The 18050-nt window shown below is 60.5% G+C and carries 18 protein-coding genes; 15 read left to right on the forward strand and 3 right to left on the reverse strand.

The features are described 5' to 3' along the window. The first annotated feature begins 72 nt into the window (after window positions 1–72). The 9 genes from purD (at window position 73) to ACXJKE_RS12145 (ending at window position 8478) form a co-directional block, all read left to right on the forward strand. Window positions 73–1374, forward strand: coding sequence for a phosphoribosylamine--glycine ligase (gene purD, locus ACXJKE_RS12105; protein WP_457280814.1), 1302 nt, complete (start codon window positions 73–75; stop codon window positions 1372–1374). A 51-nt stretch (window positions 1375–1425) separates the two neighbouring features. After that, window positions 1426–2343: an oxygen-dependent coproporphyrinogen oxidase gene (gene hemF / locus ACXJKE_RS12110; protein WP_457280815.1), complete on the forward strand. Its 918-nt coding sequence runs from the start codon at window positions 1426–1428 to the stop codon at window positions 2341–2343. Beyond that, entirely contained in the window at window positions 2343–2972 is a 630-nt protein-coding gene (gene nadD, locus ACXJKE_RS12115) for a nicotinate (nicotinamide) nucleotide adenylyltransferase (protein WP_457280816.1), read from the forward strand. Before hemF ends, nadD begins: the two co-directional genes overlap by 1 nt. Window positions 2973–3001: 29 nt before the next feature. Then, on the forward strand, window positions 3002–3814 hold the full coding sequence (gene rsfS / locus ACXJKE_RS12120; protein ID WP_457280817.1) for a ribosome silencing factor: 813 nt from the start codon (window positions 3002–3004) through the stop codon (window positions 3812–3814). After that, complete coding sequence (gene rlmH, locus ACXJKE_RS12125) at window positions 3811–4278, forward strand: 23S rRNA (pseudouridine(1915)-N(3))-methyltransferase RlmH (protein WP_436154540.1); 468 nt, start codon at window positions 3811–3813, stop codon at window positions 4276–4278. The genes rsfS and rlmH overlap by 4 nt, the downstream gene beginning before the upstream one ends. 129 nt (window positions 4279–4407) lie before the next feature. After that, window positions 4408–5010 carry a Maf family protein gene (locus ACXJKE_RS12130; protein ID WP_457280818.1) on the forward strand — a complete coding sequence of 201 codons (603 nt, stop codon included), beginning with the start codon at window positions 4408–4410 and terminating at the stop codon, window positions 5008–5010. Between the two features lie 32 nt (window positions 5011–5042). Next, window positions 5043–6542 carry a ribonuclease G gene (gene rng / locus ACXJKE_RS12135; RefSeq protein WP_457280819.1) on the forward strand — a complete coding sequence of 500 codons (1500 nt, stop codon included), beginning with the start codon at window positions 5043–5045 and terminating at the stop codon, window positions 6540–6542. Between the two features lie 17 nt (window positions 6543–6559). Continuing rightward, complete coding sequence (locus ACXJKE_RS12140; protein ID WP_457280820.1) at window positions 6560–7300, forward strand: polysaccharide deacetylase family protein; 741 nt, start codon at window positions 6560–6562, stop codon at window positions 7298–7300. After that, window positions 7297–8478, forward strand: coding sequence for a glycosyltransferase family 4 protein (locus tag ACXJKE_RS12145; RefSeq protein WP_457280821.1), 1182 nt, complete (start codon window positions 7297–7299; stop codon window positions 8476–8478). Before ACXJKE_RS12140 ends, ACXJKE_RS12145 begins: the two co-directional genes overlap by 4 nt. Window positions 8479–8485: 7 nt before the next feature. Here ACXJKE_RS12145 and ACXJKE_RS12150 read toward each other — a convergent pair whose 3' ends face one another. From ACXJKE_RS12150 to ACXJKE_RS12160, 3 genes are read right to left on the reverse strand one after another with little or no spacing between them, the layout of a single operon-like run. Further along, complete coding sequence (locus ACXJKE_RS12150) at window positions 8486–9358, reverse strand: glycosyltransferase (protein ID WP_457280822.1); 873 nt, start codon at window positions 9356–9358, stop codon at window positions 8486–8488. Window positions 9359–9372: 14 nt separating this feature from the next. Beyond that, entirely contained in the window at window positions 9373–11145 is a 1773-nt protein-coding gene (gene msbA / locus ACXJKE_RS12155) for a lipid A export permease/ATP-binding protein MsbA (RefSeq protein ID WP_457280823.1), read from the reverse strand. Beyond that, window positions 11142–12356: an O-antigen ligase family protein gene (locus ACXJKE_RS12160; RefSeq protein ID WP_457280824.1), complete on the reverse strand. Its 1215-nt coding sequence runs from the start codon at window positions 12354–12356 to the stop codon at window positions 11142–11144. The genes msbA and ACXJKE_RS12160 overlap by 4 nt, the downstream gene beginning before the upstream one ends. Window positions 12357–12584: 228 nt before the next feature. Here ACXJKE_RS12160 and ACXJKE_RS12165 point away from each other — a divergent pair, with 228 nt between their 5' ends. The 6 genes from ACXJKE_RS12165 to ACXJKE_RS12190 all read left to right on the forward strand — a co-directional run bounded on the left by ACXJKE_RS12165 (window position 12585) and on the right by ACXJKE_RS12190 (window position 18050). Further along, a complete protein-coding gene (locus ACXJKE_RS12165; protein WP_457280825.1) occupies window positions 12585–13340 on the forward strand; it encodes a glycosyltransferase family 2 protein in 756 nt (251 codons plus the stop codon). Beyond that, window positions 13337–14194, forward strand: coding sequence for a glycosyltransferase family 2 protein (locus ACXJKE_RS12170; RefSeq protein WP_457280826.1), 858 nt, complete (start codon window positions 13337–13339; stop codon window positions 14192–14194). The genes ACXJKE_RS12165 and ACXJKE_RS12170 overlap by 4 nt, the downstream gene beginning before the upstream one ends. Before the next feature lie 13 nt (window positions 14195–14207). Beyond that, a complete protein-coding gene (gene tolB, locus ACXJKE_RS12175) occupies window positions 14208–15497 on the forward strand; it encodes a Tol-Pal system beta propeller repeat protein TolB (protein ID WP_457280827.1) in 1290 nt (429 codons plus the stop codon). A 61-nt stretch (window positions 15498–15558) separates the two neighbouring features. Next, a complete protein-coding gene (gene pal, locus ACXJKE_RS12180) occupies window positions 15559–16092 on the forward strand; it encodes a peptidoglycan-associated lipoprotein Pal (RefSeq protein ID WP_457280828.1) in 534 nt (177 codons plus the stop codon). Window positions 16093–16112: 20 nt separating this feature from the next. Further along, the gene (ybgF, locus tag ACXJKE_RS12185) at window positions 16113–16868 is read left to right on the forward strand and encodes a tol-pal system protein YbgF (protein WP_457280991.1); all 756 of its coding nucleotides are present in this window, start codon (window positions 16113–16115) and stop codon (window positions 16866–16868) included. A 66-nt stretch (window positions 16869–16934) separates the two neighbouring features. Then, complete coding sequence (locus ACXJKE_RS12190; RefSeq protein WP_457280829.1) at window positions 16935–18050, forward strand: YeeE/YedE family protein; 1116 nt, start codon at window positions 16935–16937, stop codon at window positions 18048–18050.

Below are 18050 nucleotides of genomic sequence, written 5' to 3' on the forward strand. Positions count from 1 at the left end.
ACACGCAGCCACAATGAAGCAACAACACCACAACAGCAAAAGCAAAGCCAGGCACACAATGAAAGCAGCAGCATGAAAGTTTTAGTGGTGGGCGGCGGTGGCCGTGAGCACGCCCTGGCCTGGAAACTGGCGCAGTCTCCCAAGGTTCAGGCGGTGTATGTCGCCCCAGGCAATGGCGGCACTGCGCTGGATGCGCGCCTTGAAAATATTGACATCACCGACGTGAAGGCGCTGCGCGAATGGGCGCTGACCGAAAAGATCGCGCTGACAGTGGTGGGCCCCGAGCAGCCGCTTGCGGCCGGTATCGTTGACGAGTTCCGTGCGCACGGCTTGCGGGTCTTCGGCCCGACCAAGGCGGCGGCGCAGCTGGAAAGCTCCAAGGCGTTCTCCAAGGCCTTTATGAAGCGCCACGGTATTCCGACGGCTGAATATGAAACCTTCACCGACGCTGCGGCGGCCCACGCCTACGTGGACGAAAAAGGCGCCCCGATAGTCGTCAAGGCCGACGGCCTGGCGGCCGGCAAGGGCGTGGTGGTGGCCATGACGCTGCACGAGGCGCACGAGGCCATCGAATTCATGCTGGCGCCAAATCCCGACTTCAACCCGCTTGGCGTGGCACACAACGAGGGTGGCGCTCGGGTGGTGATTGAAGAATTTTTGCAGGGTGAAGAAGCCAGTTTCATCGTGATGTGCGACGGCAAGAATGTGGCCGCCATGGCGACCAGCCAGGACCACAAGCGCCTGCTGGACGGCGATGAAGGCCCGAATACCGGCGGAATGGGAGCCTATTCACCGGCCCCGGTCGTTACCCCCGAAGTGCACGGCCGCGCCATGCGCGAGATCATCCTGCCGACCATCAAGGGCATGGAAAAAGACGGCATTCCGTTCACCGGCTTTTTGTATGCCGGCCTGATGATTGATGCGGAAGGCAAACCGAAAACACTGGAATTCAACTGCCGCATGGGCGACCCGGAGACGCAGCCGATCATGATGCGCCTCAAAACCGACCTGTATGAGGTGATGATGGCCGCCACCTCGGGTGCGCTGGACCAGATCGAGCTGGACTGGGACCGCCGGCCAGCCCTGGGGGTGGTGATGGCTGCGCACGGTTATCCACTGAGCCCGCGCAAGGGCGACGTGATTCATGGGCTGCAAAAAGGCGCCGATGCGGCCGAAGACGCGATGGTGTTTCATGCCGGAACACGAAAACAGGGCGATTCGACGGTAACGGCTGGCGGCCGGGTCCTGTGCGTGACGGCACTCGGCAGCACGGTGAAGGCCGCGCAGCAACGTGCCTACGAAGTTGCCCAGGACATTGGATTTGATGGTGCGCAGTACCGCAAAGACATCGGCTGGCGCGCGGTCAAGTCTTGATCGCCAAATGAGCGCTGGTTTTTCCCTCCGCCCTTCGGGTAACACTGTAGCATGACCGATATTTCAAGCGTTCGAGACTTTCTGCTGGCGCTGCAGCAGCGCATCACCGGCGCGGTTTCCGGGATCGACGGCCAGTCCTTCACGGCGGACCATTGGCAGAAAGCGCCCGGCGAGACGCTGCAGGGCAATGGCATCACCATGATCCTGGAGCAGGGCCAGGTGTTTGAGCGTGCCGGCTGCGGGTTCTCGCATGTGCGGGGCCCCAAGCTGCCGCCTTCGGCGACGCAGCACCGTCCGGAATTGACAGGCGCACCGTTTGAGGCCCTGGGGGTTTCGCTGGTGTTTCACCCGCGTAATCCCTACGTGCCGACAGTCCATATGAATGTGCGCATGCTGGCCGCGACCCCGGTGGCAGGCTCGGGCGAGGCCGTCTGCTGGTTTGGTGGAGGCATGGACCTGACGCCTTATTACGGGTTTGAAGAGGACGCGGTGCATTTCCACCAGACCTGCAAGGACGCGCTGGCACCGTTTGGCGACGACAAGTACCCCCGGTTCAAACAATGGTGTGATGAGTACTTTCACCTGAAGCACCGGCAGGAGCAGCGTGGAATTGGCGGCGTTTTCTTTGACGACTTCCAGGAGCTGGGGCCGGACCGGAGTTTTGCCCTGATGCAAAGTGTGGCTGACTCTTTCTTGCAGGCCTATTTGCCAATTGTTGAGCGGCGCAAGGACACGCCATATGGTGAGCGGGAGCGCGAATTCCAGCTTTACCGGCGCGGCCGATATGTGGAGTTCAACCTTGTGTGGGACCGCGGCACGCACTTTGGTTTGCAATCCGGGGGGCGCACGGAGTCGATCCTGATGTCCATGCCGCCGCTGGCGAGCTGGTCTTATCAGCGGGGCGTAGAGACTGGCAGCCCTGAAGAGCGCCTGTATACGGAGTTTTTGCCGAGACGGGACTGGGTTTGATGGCAACGCCGTCACCTGCGCAAAAGCGCATCGGCATGTTTGGTGGTGCGTTTGATCCGCCGCACAGCGCACACGTTGCACTGGTTCAAGAGGCGATCAGGCAGTTTGGCCTTGATACCTTGTATGTCGTTCCGACCGGCCACGCCTGGCACAAATCCCGCGCCTTGAGCGCGCCGGCTCACCGGCTGGCCATGGCCAGGCTGGCTTTTGGCGATATTTCCGGCGTTCGGGTGGATGAGCGCGAGGTGCAACGCACCGGGCCGACTTTCACCATTGACACGCTTTTGGCGCTCCAGGAGGAGAATCCGGGCGCCCAGCTTTACCTGTTCATTGGCGCAGACCAGTTTGCCGTCTTCAGGCAATGGCACCGGTGGCAGGACATTCTTGACCTCGCTATAATTTGTATAGCTGATCGCGCACAATCCACGCTGGCTGGAGCTCAATTTGAGTCCTACGAAAGCCGCAGCAACCGTTTTGTCCTGCTCAATCTTCCCCTGATGCCTGTCAGCGCCACCCAGATTCGCCAGTTAATGGCCTCCGGAGCCGCGGTGACAGGGGGAATTACCCAGTTGGTCCCTGAAGCCGTTGCGCGTTATATTTCACTTCACCAGCTGTACGGTTCCCATTAATTTCCCACTTTATCGAAGCAAAACACTGCATGACATCCACCACCGTCAAAACCTCCGCCGCCGCCGACAAAAAGGACGTGCAGAAACTGCAGCGTGCCATCATTGACGGTCTGGAAGACGTCAAGGCGCAGGACATCCAGGTGTTTGACACGGAGCACATCACGTCATTGTTCGAGCGCGTGATCATCGCCTCCGGCAGCTCCAACCGCCAGACCAAGGCATTGGCCGCCAGCGTGCGGGATGCCGTGCGGGACGCAGGTTTTGCCAAGCCTCGCATCGAAGGCGAAGACAACGGGGAATGGATCATTGTTGATTGCGGCGCCGCCGTGGCGCACATCATGCAGCCGACCATTCGCCAGTACTACCACCTGGAAGAGCTCTGGGGCGACAAGCCCATCAAACTCAAGCTGGGCGCGCCCGCGCCGCTGGTGAAGGCGTCCAAAGCCGAGGCCGAACCGGAGGCCAAGCCCAAGACTTCCCGCGCTGGCGCGAAAACTTCCGCGAAACCAGGCGCAAAGACCACCGCAAAGTCGGCGGCCAAAGCACCTGCAAAGGCGCCGACCGCCCCCGATTCAAGCTATGTGGGCCGGGTCGGCAAGACCAACGACTGGACCGCCAAGCGCAATGCCGCCACGCCTGCGACCGAACCAGCCGCCAAGCCGGCCCGGGCAGGCGCCAAAGCGGCTCCTGCCAGGTCATCGGCAAAACCTGCGGTTAAGACACCGATTGTCAAAGTGCCCGTAGCCAAAAAGGTGGCGGCGAAGAAAACCGCGGCCAAAACCGCCGCTAAAACAGCAGCCCGCAAACCCGCCGCCAGGAAAACTCCGTCCCGGAGCAAATGAGGCTCACGATCGTAGCGGTCGGCCAGAAAGTGCCCGACTGGGCGCAAACGGCCTATGACGACTACGCCAAGCGCTTCCCGCCAGAGCTGAAAGTCGAGCTCAAAGCCGTCAAAACCGAGCCTCGCGCCTCCAAGACCCTGGAAAACCTGCTGTCGGCCGAGCGCGGGCGCATAGAGGCGAGCATCGCCCGCGGCACCCGTGTCGTGGCGCTCGATGAACGTGGTACGGCCGTTACTACCGTGGCGCTGGCTGAACGGCTCAAAGCCTGGCAGCTGTCCGGTGATGATGTCGCCATCGTGATCGGCGGACCCGACGGGCTGGATGCCGGCTTCAAGCAGGCCGCGCACGAGCGCCTGCGCCTCTCGGACCTGACCTTGCCGCATGCCATGGTGCGTGTGCTGCTGATTGAGCAGCTTTACCGCGCCTGGAGCATCACGATCAACCATCCTTACCACAGAGAGTGATGAAGCCCCCACGGTCGCTCCCTTCGTGTAGCTTCCTGCCCCCGAGGGGCCGCTGCGCCTGCGGCCCGGCAAAGCCAGTTCCGCGGTTCCTGCTGGTTTGAATATCCAAATACCTGAATAACCTGCTGTATGCCTGAATTTATCTACCTGGCCTCGCAAAGCCCACGGCGGCGACAACTGCTGGAGCAACTCGGCGTGCGTCACGAACTGCTGCTGCCGGACGCCGATGAGGACGCCGAATCGCTGGAGGCGGTGTTCAAGAATGAAGCGCCTGCCACCTACGTCCAGCGCGTCACTGGCCTGAAGCTGGATGCCGCGGTCACCCGCATGAAGCGGCGCAAACTGCCGCCGGCGCCCATCCTTTGTTCGGACACTACGGTGGCCATGGGGCGGGTGATTTACGGCAAGCCGGAGGACGCGAAAGACGCGGCCCGCATGCTGCGCGAGCTTTCGGACGGTACGCACAGGGTGCTGACCGCCGTGGCGGTGCAGTCCGGGCGCCGTCGTTTCGAGGCGCTGAGCATTTCGCGTGTCAGTTTTGACGCGCTGACGACGGCGCAGATCCGCAGCTATGTGGCCAGTGGCGAGCCTATGGGCAAGGCCGGCGCATATGCCGTGCAGGGCAGGGTGGCGATGCACATCAGCCGCATCGATGGCTCCTACAGTGGCATCATGGGGCTCCCGCTGAGGGAAACCGCCCAGCTGCTGCAGGCCGCGGGTATCCGCCTCTAGCGCCCCCAAGCCAACTCAATCTCCCAAAAGACATGCAACAAGACATCCTGATCAACTGGTCTCCCCAGGAAACCCGGGTGGCGGTGGTCGAACACGGCGCAGTGCAGGAGCTTCACGTTGAACGCACGCTGGAACGCGGCCTGGTCGGCAATGTGTACCTGGGCAAGGTCGCCCGCGTGCTGCCCGGCATGCAGTCGGCCTTTATCGACATCGGACTGGACCGAGCAGCCTTTCTGCACGTGGCCGATCTCATGAGCAGCATCAACAGCCGCCATGCCGACACGGATGCCCAGGCGGCTGGCGGCTTGACGTCACCGGCCATGGCGTCGTTACAGCCGATTGAAAAGCAGCTGTTCGAAGGGCAGGCCGTCATGGTGCAGGTCCTCAAAGACCCGATAGGCACCAAGGGCGCGCGGCTGACCGCGCAAATCAGCATTGCCGGCCGGTTGCTGGTGTTTTTGCCGCAGGACAACCATATCGGTGTGTCGCAAAAAATACCACCCAGGCAACGCGAAGAGCTTCGTCAACGGGTTCAGGCCCTGACTGCGGACATGGGTGGCGGATTCATACTGAGAACCAACGGCGAGGATGCGACAGACGCTGAACTGGCAGAGGACATCACCTACCTGCGCAAGACCTGGGGACGGATCAAGGATGCGTCTGTGCGTTTACCCCCCGCTTCCGTGCTGCACCAGGACCTTAATCTGCTGCAACGCGTGCTGCGCGACCTGGTGGTAGAGGAAACGCAGACCATCCGCATTGATTCACGTGAGCAGTTTGAAAAGCTGAAGGCATTTGCTGTGGAGTTCATGCCGGCAACCGAGCCGAAGCTGCAGCACTACGGTGGCGAACGTCCTATTTTTGACTTGTTCAACATTGACGAGGAAATTGCCAAAGCACTGGGCCGACGGGTCGATCTCAAATCAGGCGGTTACCTGATCATCGACCAAACGGAAGCGCTGACAACCGTCGATGTCAATACCGGTGGATTTGTCGGTGCCCGCAACTTCGACGACACGATTTTCAAAACGAACCTGGAGGCATCGCAGGCGATTGCCCGGCAGCTGCGCCTGCGCAACCTTGGCGGCATTGTGATTGTCGATTTCATTGACATGGTCAAGGAAAACCACCGCGATGCGGTGCTGAGCGAATTTCAGAAGCAGCTCTCACGAGACCGCATCAAGACCAGTGTCAACGGGTTTTCCGCACTGGGCCTGCTGGAGATGACACGCAAGCGCACCCGCGAATCCCTGGCCCACCAGCTTTGCGAGCCCTGCGCAGCCTGCATGGGCAAAGGCGTGGTTAAAACGGCGCGGAGCGTGACCTACGACATCCTGCGCGAAATTCTGCGCGAAGCGCGGCAGTTCAACCCGCGCGAATTCAGGGTGGTGGCTTCACCCAAGGTGATCGAACTTTTCCTCGATGAAGAGAGCCAGCACCTGGCCAGCCTGAGCGACTTCATCGGTAAACCCATTTCCCTGCAGGCGGAAGCGGCGATGGCTCAGGAACAATACGACATCGTGCTGCTGTGACCTTCATGCCCCTTTCAATGTTCAGCCAGAACCGCCAGCCCATTCCCATCCTGGTCTATCACCAGATCGCCGAGGCGCCGCCAAAGGGCAGCCCTTTTCGCGGCCTGTACGTGGCACCTGCGGCCTTTGCGCGGCAAATGGCCTGGCTCAAACTACTCGGTTACACCGGCCTGTCCATGAGCGCCTTGCAACCTTACCTGCAGGGCGAGCGCAGCGGCAGGGTGATTGGCATCACTTTTGACGACGGCTACCGGAACAACCTCACGCATGCTCTGCCGGCGTTGGTGAAGCATGGCTTTTCGTCTACCTGCTACGCGGTCAGCGGGTTGTTGGGCAAAACCAATATCTGGGACGAGAACATCGGCATTCCGCAGACACCGCTGATGGACGAGGCCGAGATCCGCCAATGGGTGGCGGGCGGGCAGGAGATTGGCTCGCATACGCACCGGCACGTCAATCTGCTGGAAACCGACGAGTCTGGTTGTCGCCAGGAGATGGTGCTCGGAAAAACCGGGCTGGAGGCCGTCATAGCCCGGCCGGTCGAGCATTTCTGCTATCCCTACGGCCATTACGAGGCCAGGCACGTCGAGTTGGTCCGGGAACTGGGTTTTGCTACCGCCACCACCACACAGCGCAGTCGCTGCCATAGCGGCGCTGATCTGCTGCAGTTGCCGCGGGTGCCCGTACTGCGCTCAACCACCTTGCCGGTGTTCTGGCTCAAGATCGCCACGGCCTACGAGGACCGCCGGAAAAAATGAGCCCGCCCGATTCCCCATCCCAGAAACTGCGCGTTGCCGTCTTCAACCGCACTTTTTCGCCGACCGGCGGCGGCGCTGAGCGCTATTCCATCGCCCTGGTTGAACAACTCTCGGCCCGGCACGAAGTGCATGTGTTCGCGCAGGAAATTGATCACCAGTGGCCCGGCGTGACTTATCACAAGGTATCGGCCCCGATACGCAAGCCGCGCTGGATCAACCAGCTGTGGTTTGCCACAGCAACCTGGTGGGCGACGCGCCGCGGCTTCGACGTGGTGCACTCGCATGAAAACACCTGGCACGGCGAGGTGCAGACGGTGCACGTGATGCCGGTCAAACACAGCCTGTTCCAGGGTCGCGGTGGGCTGCGCCGCTTCCTGCGCTGGATCAAGGTTGTCACCAGCCCGCGTCTGCTGGCTTACCTGGCACTGGAGCGCGCGCGCTATACGCCGCACCCAGGCCGGCAGGTGGTGGTGACCTCCGAAAGTCTGCGGCCCATCATGGAGGCCGCCTATCCGGCGTGCCGCGCGGCCGTTTCGGTCGTGACCCCGGGCATCACGCTGCCCAACTTGCCGGTGACGGCGGATCAAAAACGCGAGGCGAGGGCTCGGCTGGGCTTGCCGGCAGAGGGCCGTTGCCTGCTGTTTGTGGGCAACGATTACCGCAAGAAGGGCCTGGAGGCTTTGCTGCAGGCTCTGATGCAACTGCCGGCCGAGGTTGTGCTGGCGGTGGTGGGCAACCCGGCCCATATTGCAGAATTCCGCGCGCTGGCCGAGACGCTCAAACTCGGTGCGCGGGTGTTCTTCCTGGGTGCGCTCAAAGACGTCAGCCCAGCCTACGAAGCCGCCGATATCCTGGTGCACCCCACCTTCGAGGACACCTTTGCGATGGTGGTGCTGGAGGCCATGGCCCACGGCCTGCCGGTGGTGGTCAGCGGGCCGAAGTATTGCGGCATCGCCGGGCTGCTGGTGCAGGGTGCCAATGCGATGCTGCTGGGCGATCCCCGGGATGCGGGCGAACTGGCGCGGGTGCTGGGGGATTTGCTGGGCCAGGCCGCGCTGCGGGAAACGCTGTCAGAGGGCGCGGCGGCCTTTGCCGCGCATTACCAGTGGCGGGAAATCGCACTGCAGCAGGAGGCGCTGTACTTTTCGGCGATGGCTGTGAAGGGCGCGGGTTCCTGAAAACGCCTCAGGCCACCAGCTTGAAATGCTTGCGGCTGAAGTCCAGACCGGTCAGTGTCTCCACCTGCCGCATGAAATGGTATTTGTTTTCCTTGGGCGTGGGTTTGTAGGCCGGGTCGAGGTTCAGGACCGGTTCAGCCTCGGTGGCCAGCCATTGCCGCACGGCCTCGGGGTGCGTGCCGGTAAATGGGGCGAGGGCGCGGCGGTCGAACTGGCTGTAGGTGATCTGCGCCGCCAGGGCTTCGCCCCAGTACTTGCTGACCTGGTCCAGCTTCTTCTGCATTTCCTCGTTGCGGCGTATCCAGCCGTAGTGGTAGATATGCGCGTTGGCCAGTGCGGCCTGCGGGTTGCGCCCGCGCTTGTGTCGGGTGGTCACCAGCCAGTACTGGCCATCGGGTGCATAGCTGCGTATGGTGTTGCGGATCAAACGGCATTCGCGGCGGTACCAGCCGGGGCTGATGGAGATCCAGTCGGGCGAGCCGTAAAAATGCAGGTAATCGAAGACCAGCGCCTCGACGGCCGGGTTGTTGTGGTGGCGCTCGACGCTGGCGCGTATGGCGGCCAGTTCGCCCTCATGCACGACTTCATCGCCTTCAAGGTAGAAAGCCCAGTCGCCGGTGCACGAATACTGCGCGATCATTTTCTGCTGGGCATACACAAAGCCGCGGTCGGCCATGCGCTCGTTCCACAGGGTTTCGATGATGCGGATTTTCGGGTCGCCTATGGCCTTGACGCGCTCCAGCGTGTCGTCCTCGCCCTTGCCCACTGCCACGACGAATTCATCGACCAGGGGCAACAGGGAGCGGATGGAGGCCTCAAAGGGAAAGCCCAGGCCCACGCCGTTGCGAATAAAGGTAAAGCCGCTGATGGAGACTGGCATCGGAAAATGACTTTCTAGGCTGCGCCCTGGAAGCCCAGGCGGTAAAGGTGGGCATAAGCGCCGTTGTTCTGGAGCAGCTGAGCATGGCTGCCCTGCTCGACGATGCGGCCGGCGTTCATCATGATGATGCGGTCGGCATGCTGGATGGTGGACAGCCGGTGGGCGATGATCAGCGAGGTGCGGCCCGCGGCCAGCCGCTGTATGGCTTCCTGCACGGCTTTTTCCGACTCCGTGTCCAGTGCCGAGGTGGCTTCGTCGAGGATGAGCACGGGCGCATCCTTGTACAGCGCCCGGGCAATCGCCAGCCGCTGGCGCTGGCCGCCGGACAACTGCATGGCGTTGTGGCCGAGCACGGTGTCTATGCCCTGCGGCAGTTCATCGAGCAGCTGGCCCAGGTTGGCGGCGGTCAGGCAGCGCATGACCTTGTCCCTGTCGAAAGACTGACCCAGCGCGACGTTGAAGGCCATGCTGTTGTTGAACATGACGACGTGCTGGCTTACGAAGGCGAACTGCGAGCGCAGCGAAGCCAGGTCCCAGTCCCGTAGTTCCGTGCCGTCCAGCAGTATGCTGCCGGCGCTGTAGTCGACAAAGCGCGGAAGCAGGCTGGCCAGCGTGGTCTTGCCAGAACCGGACGAGCCGACCAGCGCCACGGTCTCGCCGGCGCGTATCGCCAGGCTGATGCCGTCCAACGCCGACGGCGTATCCGGCTTGTAGACAACGCTGACGCCTGAAAATTCAATGTCGCCGGCGACCCTGGCCGTGCTGAAGCTGCCGCTGCTTTCGTCCTCGATGAGGTCGACCAGGTCCAGCCCGCGCTCGATCGCTGCCAGCCCTCGCGTGATGGGCGTGGCGCCGTCGGACAAGCTTTTTATGGGGGCGATCAGCAGCAGCATGGCCGTCACGAAGGCCACGAAGCCGCCCACAGTGGTGGTGTTTTCCGAGCCCTGGAGCAGGGCGATGGAGATGACGGCCGATAGCGCCATTGCGGCCAGCACCTGGGTGATGGCGCTCATGCCTGCGTAGGCGACGGTGGATTTGATGGACAGCCGCCGCAGCGTGTTGCTCAGCGCCTCGAAGCGCGAAGCCTGACCGGCCTGCGCGCCATGCAGCCGCACGTCGCGGTGAGCCAGCACGTTTTCTTCGACGACATAGGCCAGGTTGTCCGTGGCCACCTGGCTTTCACGGGTCAACCGGTAAAGGCGGCGCGTCAGTAGCTGAATCACCAGCGCGACGGCCGGGAACAGCAAGGAGACGATCAGCATCAGCTTCCAGTTCAGGAAGAGCAAGTAAGCCACCAAGGCCACCAGCGTGAGAACGTCGCGCGCCAGCTTCATGACCGCATTGATCATCATCGACGAGCCGTTGAACACCTCGTAGACAACGGTGTTGGCGATGGCGCTGGAGGACTGGTCCGCGAACAGCGACAGGCGCGAGCTCAGCAGTTTACCGAACATCGCCCGGCGCAGCGACTGGAGGCCCTCGTTGGTGACCTTGGCCAGGGCGTACTGCGCCAGAAACCCGGAGAGTCCTCGCAGGGTGAAAAGCAGCATCAACGTCAGTGGAACCAGCCAGAGATTGAATGAGTCCCGCTGAAATCCCCGGTCCAGGAGTGGCTTGAGTAATGCCGGTACAAACGGCTCGGTTGCCGAAGCCACGATAGTGGCGCCAATGGCCAATGCCCATCCACCGCGTGAGCTGCTGAAATAAGGCCAGACTCTCGCAATCCTGTGCTGCAGGGACGGCTTTGATGGTGAATCCAAGGAGCCTGTTTCAGTGCTGCTGCTCATGCTATTGCTTCGTTTTTAGATCGACCAGCAGATTCTTGCGTCGGGCCGCGAAGCCCTAAAACCAGCAACAAACCGAGCAATACACAGAAAAAATCCCCGATCAGCGCGTCATAAATGGATGCATTGAAAAAGCACGAAGCAGCCAGTGCCAGCAAAGTGGACTGCACCGCCCGGGCACATGCTTTGTTCATCCCGGCGGTATCTTTGAAGATCGAAAACATCAACCCGCAAAGTAGAGCAATTCCGGGAATGCCCAGCTGAACTCCCCACAGCAGGTATTCCTGATGCGGATTTCCGTTTTGTACAGGCTTGTAATCCTGCTTTTCCCGTTGCTCAAGCCGGTTGTATTCGCTTGCCCAGCTCCCGGCCCCGGCGCCCAGAACCGGGTTGTCGCCAATCGACTGCACCGCCCTGTGCCAAAAATGGAGCCGAATGCCTGAAGAGCTTGATACTGCGCCGTAACCGGTTGCGATATCGGCACCTTTTTTAAAGGAAAAAGACTTTATTTCAGCCTGAGCTTCCACAATTCGCTGGTGCATTTTGGATGAACCAAATGAGAGAGCTACAAGAAAGATAAAAGGCAGAAGTACAGTGACTATTCGATAGCGCTTGGGTAGTTCCCACATGATGGCGCTCGACAGCAAAAGGATTGCCACCACGTGCCCGGTACGGCCACTCAGCACAAAAAAAACATTGCACAGCGCCAGGATCGCTGCCAATACAGCGAAATGTGGGCCAAAGCGCCCGGGGAAGAGGGCGCGTAAATGCCAGCAGACCGCCGCGAACACTCCGCTCATGATGCTCTGGTCCAGGTAGCTGGAGAATACGGCGTAGTTTGTCAGCGCCATATTGGAAGTGGCCCAGGGTACCGGTAGATGGAAAAAAAGCATCCAGGAACCGGCCAGCAAAAATACCTGTGCAGCAACAAATGTGGCAAACGCACACATCGCCTCGCGCGCATCGCGAACAAGAAATACGATCAGGATGATCTCAAGCAGCTTGCCATATTTTCCAACCGAGCTCAATGCATCGGTCAGTGGCGCAACGGTCCATATCAGGCTAAGCGTGAACGCGAACAGTATGACCAGCACGGCGATTGGTACGCGCAACCCTGCAAGCGGATTCTTGTATTGCCCGGTTTGTCGCATGGCCAGCAGGGTAGCGAGCCCGCAAAGCACCAGCAAAAGCTTGGCAATACTGATTATTGCCATAGACAATCCAATAGAGGCCGTGGCTATGCAAATAATGGCGAGCCGAAAATTGAGCGTCTTTTTTAACAAAATGGTCGCAGTGAGTACCTGATGAGCAGCCCGCATTATCGGTGATTCCACACTTGGCGACGAGGGGAAAGCGTACGGGTCCTCTGCTATGCTGTCAGGGGATGAAGCAACGCGACTTCACTGGTAATTCCCCCTTGTGATCTTCTGAGTAGGCATTCATTGGCAAGCTTGTCCGTCACCATCATCACCAAGAATGAGGCCCATAACATGGAGGCCTGTTTACGCTCGGTAGCTTTCGCTGATGAGGTCGTGGTCCTCGATTCAGGCAGCAGTGATGGAACTGTGGCCATTGCCCGGTCCATGGGAGCTCGCGTCAGCATCGATCATGACTGGCCCGGGTTTGGTGCCCAGAAAAATCGCGCATTGGCCCTGGCGAGTTCCCAATGGGTTCTTTCTCTGGACGCGGACGAAAGAGTTACCCCCGAGCTTCAGCGTGAAATCATCAAAGCGCTTCAGGCGCCGGCGTTTGACGTCTATTCTTTCCCTCGTCTTTCCAGCTATTGCGGGCAATATATGCGGCATTCCGGCTGGTATCCCGATCGTGTGACGCGACTGTTTCGGCGCGAGAGTGCCCGTTTTTCGGATGATCTTGTCCATGAAAAAATTCTTACGTCGAGCCCGGTGGGGCAGTTGAACTCCTCCCTGCTCCACGAAAGTTTCACAAACTTTGAGTCGGTTCTCGACAAGGCCAACCGCTATTCCAGTGCCGGTGCCCAAGTGCTGCGCAGCAAGGGTAAAAAATCGTCGATCAGCAAAGCGCTCGGCCATGGTTTTTGGGCATTCTTTCGAACCTATTTTTTGCGCTTGGGTTTCATGGACGGGCGCATGGGGCTCGTGCTTGCCATTTCAAATGCCGAAGGTACCTATTACCGCTACCTGAAGCTTTGGTTGCTGCAACGGAATTCCGGCAAGTGAACGAGCACACCGTGAAGGTCAGCTTTATTGTGCTGACCTACAACCGGACCAATGCATTGCTGGTTGTTTTGAAGTCACTCGCAAATCAATGCGGGTCGGCGCATGAGGTCATCATTGCCGATGATGGATCTCGCGTGGATGAAGTGGAGATGCTCCATAAGCAATGTCCGGACTTCAAATGCTCCGTCCGCCACGTTTGGCACCCTGACGTGGGCTTTACCGCTGCGCAGGCTCGCAACCTCGGAGCCAGTCTGGCTACGGCCGACTATCTGGTTTTTCTCGACGGAGACTGCGTTCCCGGGCCGCGCTTTGTGGCGGAGCACGCCCGCCTCGCCGAACCAGGATGTTTTGTCAATGGAAGCAGGGTGCTCATCAGCCCGCGTCTTACAGAACGTGTAGTCAATGGCGCTATTGATTTACCCAGCCGTCCTGTATCGTTCTGGATTCGCGCCCGGCTGCAGGGTGATAGCAACAAATTATTGCACCTCCTGTCCTGGCCATGGCGTTTATTCAGGGTACAACAAGGTTTTCAGTGGCAAGGCATTCGCAGCTGCAATCTGGGTGTCTGGCGGCGGGATTTTTTTAACGTCAACGGATTTGACGAAACTTTTCAGGGGTGGGGTCATGAAGATGCCGACCTGGTGTTGAGGCTCAGCCATATGGGAATTCGGCGCAAAAATGGTTTTATGGGTACGGAAGTATTTCATCTTTGGCACCGAGAGAACACGCGCGACCAGGAATCCATCAATAAAAACAGGGTGCTCCAGCGCATGAAAACTGCTGTCACGCAGGCGGAGAAAGGGCTGGGCCAGATTGCCCCCCAAACACCCATCAAAATAACGCATTTGCATTGACCTCAAAAAAACCATGAGCATCACACCCCTTATTCGCCGTCGCACCATTGCTGGAATGCTGGTTGCTGCCACGCTCCCGGCAGTGCCGGCTCTGGCGCAATTTCGCGTTGAGGTTTCCGGAGTTGGCCTGACCCAACTGCCCATTGCCATCGCCACGTTTCGGGGAGAAGCGCAGGCGCCGCAAAAGATCGGTGCCATCGTCCGGGCAGACCTTGAACGTAGTGGCATGTTTCGACCGATCGATACCGCAGGGATCGTCGCAGATGAGAATACCCGCCCGGATCTGGCCGCCTGGAAGCAAAAAGGCGCCGATTCGATGGTGACCGGCAGCATTTCTCCGTTGGCAGACGGTCGTTTCGACGTTCGTCTTCGCCTCTGGGATATCGTGCGCGGACAGGATTTGGGAGGCCAGAGTTACACGGTAGGACCTGCTGACTTGCGGCTGTCTGCACACCGCATTTCCGATTTTGTCTATGAAAAACTCACTGGCGAAAAAGGCATTTTCTCGACGCGTATCGCTTACGTGACCAAGGCGGCCCAGAAATATAACCTCTGGGTGGCCGACTCCGATGGTGAGGGCGCGCAGTCGGCCTTGACCAGCCCCGAACCCATTATTTCGCCCGCATGGTCACCCAACGGCTCGCAACTGGCCTATGTGTCGTTTGAGTCGCGCAAGCCGGTGATCTACGCGCACGATGTGGCTTCCGGCAAGCGACGCCTGCTGGCCAACTTTCGAGGCTCCAACAGCGCGCCGGCGTGGTCACCGGACGGCAAACAGTTGGTGGCGACACTGAGCCGCGACGGCGGTTCACAGCTCTATGCGATCGGCCTCAATGGGGGCGAGCCCAAACGGCTGACCCAGTCTTCCAGCATAGACACCGAGCCTGCCTTCTCGCCCGACGGACGCTACATCTATTTCGTGAGCGACCGCGGCGGCGCGCCGCAAATCTACCGCATGAGCCCCGGCGGAGGAAATGCCGAGAGAGTTACCTTTACGGGAAGCTACAACATATCCCCAGCAGTCAGCCCTGATGGCCGGTGGCTGGCGTATGTTTCGCGGGTGGGCGGCGCCTTCAAGCTGCATGTGATGGAACTTGCCAGCGGTACGGTCACTCCAATCACCGAAACCACGGCCGATGAAAGTCCGAGCTTTGCACCCAATAGCCGATTGATTGTGTATGCCACCCAGCAGCAGGGCAGGGAAGCCCTGATGACTACAACGCTGGACGGCAAGATCAAGGCAAGACTGTCCGGGGCAAGCGGTGACATCCGGGAGCCCGATTGGGGCCCTTTCCAGCGGTGACCGGCAACACCCGGCATTATTTTTGTTTTCCATACGGCCTATTTTTTTGTAGAGGTACCTCATGAAACGCACCGTTTTTTCAATCATCTCCTCCCTTGTCCTGGCGGCCACGCTGACAGCTTGCGGCTCTGGCGTCAAGCTGAACGACGTGCCGGTCGAGGATCGCACCGGCACGACCCAGCAAGGCGGTACACCAGGCGCGACCGGCCGTGCTGTTGCGCCGGTACAGGTTGAAGGTGCCGATGCCTCGCTGGCAGGGCCGGCCAATACCACCAAGGTCATCTACTTTGACTTCGACAGCTATGTGGTCAAGCCCGAGTTCCAGGGAGCCATCGAGGCCCATGCCAAATATCTGACGGCCAACAAGGGCCGCAAGATGGCTATTGAAGGCCATACTGACGAGCGCGGCGGCCGCGAGTACAACCTGGCTCTGGGCCAAAGGCGCGCCGAGGCAGTTCGCCGCGCGCTGGGCTTGCTGGGCGTGGCAGATGCGCAAGTCGAGGCCGTTAGCTTCGGCAAGGAAAAGCCGGCAGCTACGGGCTCTGATGAGGAATCCATGGCGAAGAATCGCCGCGCTGAACTCAACTACCGTTAAACGGAGCCCGAACCGTGAACATGTTTCGGTATGCCGCTGTGGCCGCGGCCTGCGTGCTGGCGTTCAATGCAAACGCCGGCCTGTTTGAAGACGATGAGGCCCGCCGGGCGATCCTCGATTTGCGGCAAAAGGTCGATGCGTCGCAGCTGCGCATGGCCGATGACGTGCGGAAAAACACGGAAGACAATGCCCAGTTGCGCCGCAGCGTACTCGACCTGTCCAACCAGATTGAGGCACTGCGCAGCGAAGTCGCCAACCTGCGTGGGCAGAACGAAAACCTGACGCGCAGCGTGGCCGAGATGCAGCGCACCCAGAAAGACCTGACGACAGGCGTGGACGAGCGTCTGCGCAAGTTCGAACCCGGCAAAGTCAATGTGGACGGCAAGGAATTTGTGGCCGAGCCCGCTGAAAAACAGGAGTTTGAAACCGCACTGGCTACGCTTCGCAAGGGCGACTTCGCAGCAGCGCAGACGAGCTTCCTGGGCTTCCTGAAGCGTTATCCGCAAACCGGCTACCGGACATCGTCCCTGTTCTGGCTGGGCAATGCGCAGTACGCCCTGCGCAACTACCGCGATGCGGTGACCAATTTCCGCTCGCTCGTGACGGCTGAACCCGATCATATGCGTGCGCCGGAGGCCATGCTTTCGCTGGCCAACTGCCAGGTGGAACTCAAGGACACCAAGTCGGCCCGCAAGACGCTGGAGGACCTGGTCAAGACCTATCCCCAGGCCGAGGCGGCTTCCGTCGCCAAGGAACGGCTGGCCAAGCTGAAGTAAGCCGCACCTCGGGCAGGCTATCCGGCCGGCCCGGGGGCAAAGATCATTCGCCCCTAAAATCGGGCGATGGACATCTCCGCACTCAACAGTCTCACGGCCCAGGTTCTCTGGGCCGGTTTCATTCTCGCCATGGTTTTTGGCGCGATTGCCCAGCGAACGCACTTCTGCACCATGGGCGCCGTCAGCGACATCGTGAACATGGGTGACTGGACCCGTATGCGCATGTGGGGAATGGCGATCGGCGTCGCCATGATCGGTTTTTTCACCCTGGCCGCTGCCGGTGTGATTGACCCCGCCAAGACCTTGTACGCCTCCAACCGGTTTATCTGGCTCTCTGCGCTGGTGGGCGGCACGATGTTCGGTTTTGGCATGGTGCTGGCCTCGGGCTGCGGGAGCAAGACGCTGGTGCGTATCGGAGGAGGCAGCCTCAAATCCGTCGTGGTGTTCGCCGTGATGGGCATCGCGGCTTTCGCCACACTCAAGGGCATCACCGCCGTGGTTCGGGTGGCCACGGTCGACAAGGTGGCCGTTGAGTTCGCGGTCAATGCGACCCTGCCGAACTGGGTGGCGGGCGCCATCGGCATAACGCCCGCTGCCGCCGGCATAGGCCTGGCCATCCTCATCGGACTGGGCCTCATCGTCTGGGCCTTGTTCGGCAAAGAGTTCCGGCGCTTCGACAACCTGCTCGCGGGCTTGGGCATAGGCGGCGTCATTGCGGCCATGTGGTGGGTCAGCGGGCATCTCGGTTATGTGGCCGAGCATCCGGAGACGCTGCAGGAGGCCTTCCTGGCCACCAACTCGGGCCGGGCCGAGGCACTGAGCTTTGTCTCGCCGGTGGCCTATACCGTAGACTGGTTGATGTTCTTCAGCGACAAGAGCAAGGTGCTCACCCTGGGCATCGTGTCTGTGTTCGGGGTGGTGGCCGGCTCGGCCGTCTATGCCCTGCTGTCGCGCAGTTTCCGCTGGGAAGGCTTTCGCGACGCGGAAGACACCGCCAACCACCTGGTGGGCGCAACGTTGATGGGCGTGGGCGGCGTCTGCGCCATGGGCTGCACTGTAGGGCAGGGCCTGTCGGGCATCTCGACCCTGAGCGCCACCAGCTTTGTGGCGCTGGCGGCCATTCTCGCGGGCTGCGTGGCGGGATTGAAGTACCAGATCTGGCGGCTGGAACGTTCTGCCTGA

Source organism: Polaromonas sp. P5_D5 (genome assembly GCF_054049435.1).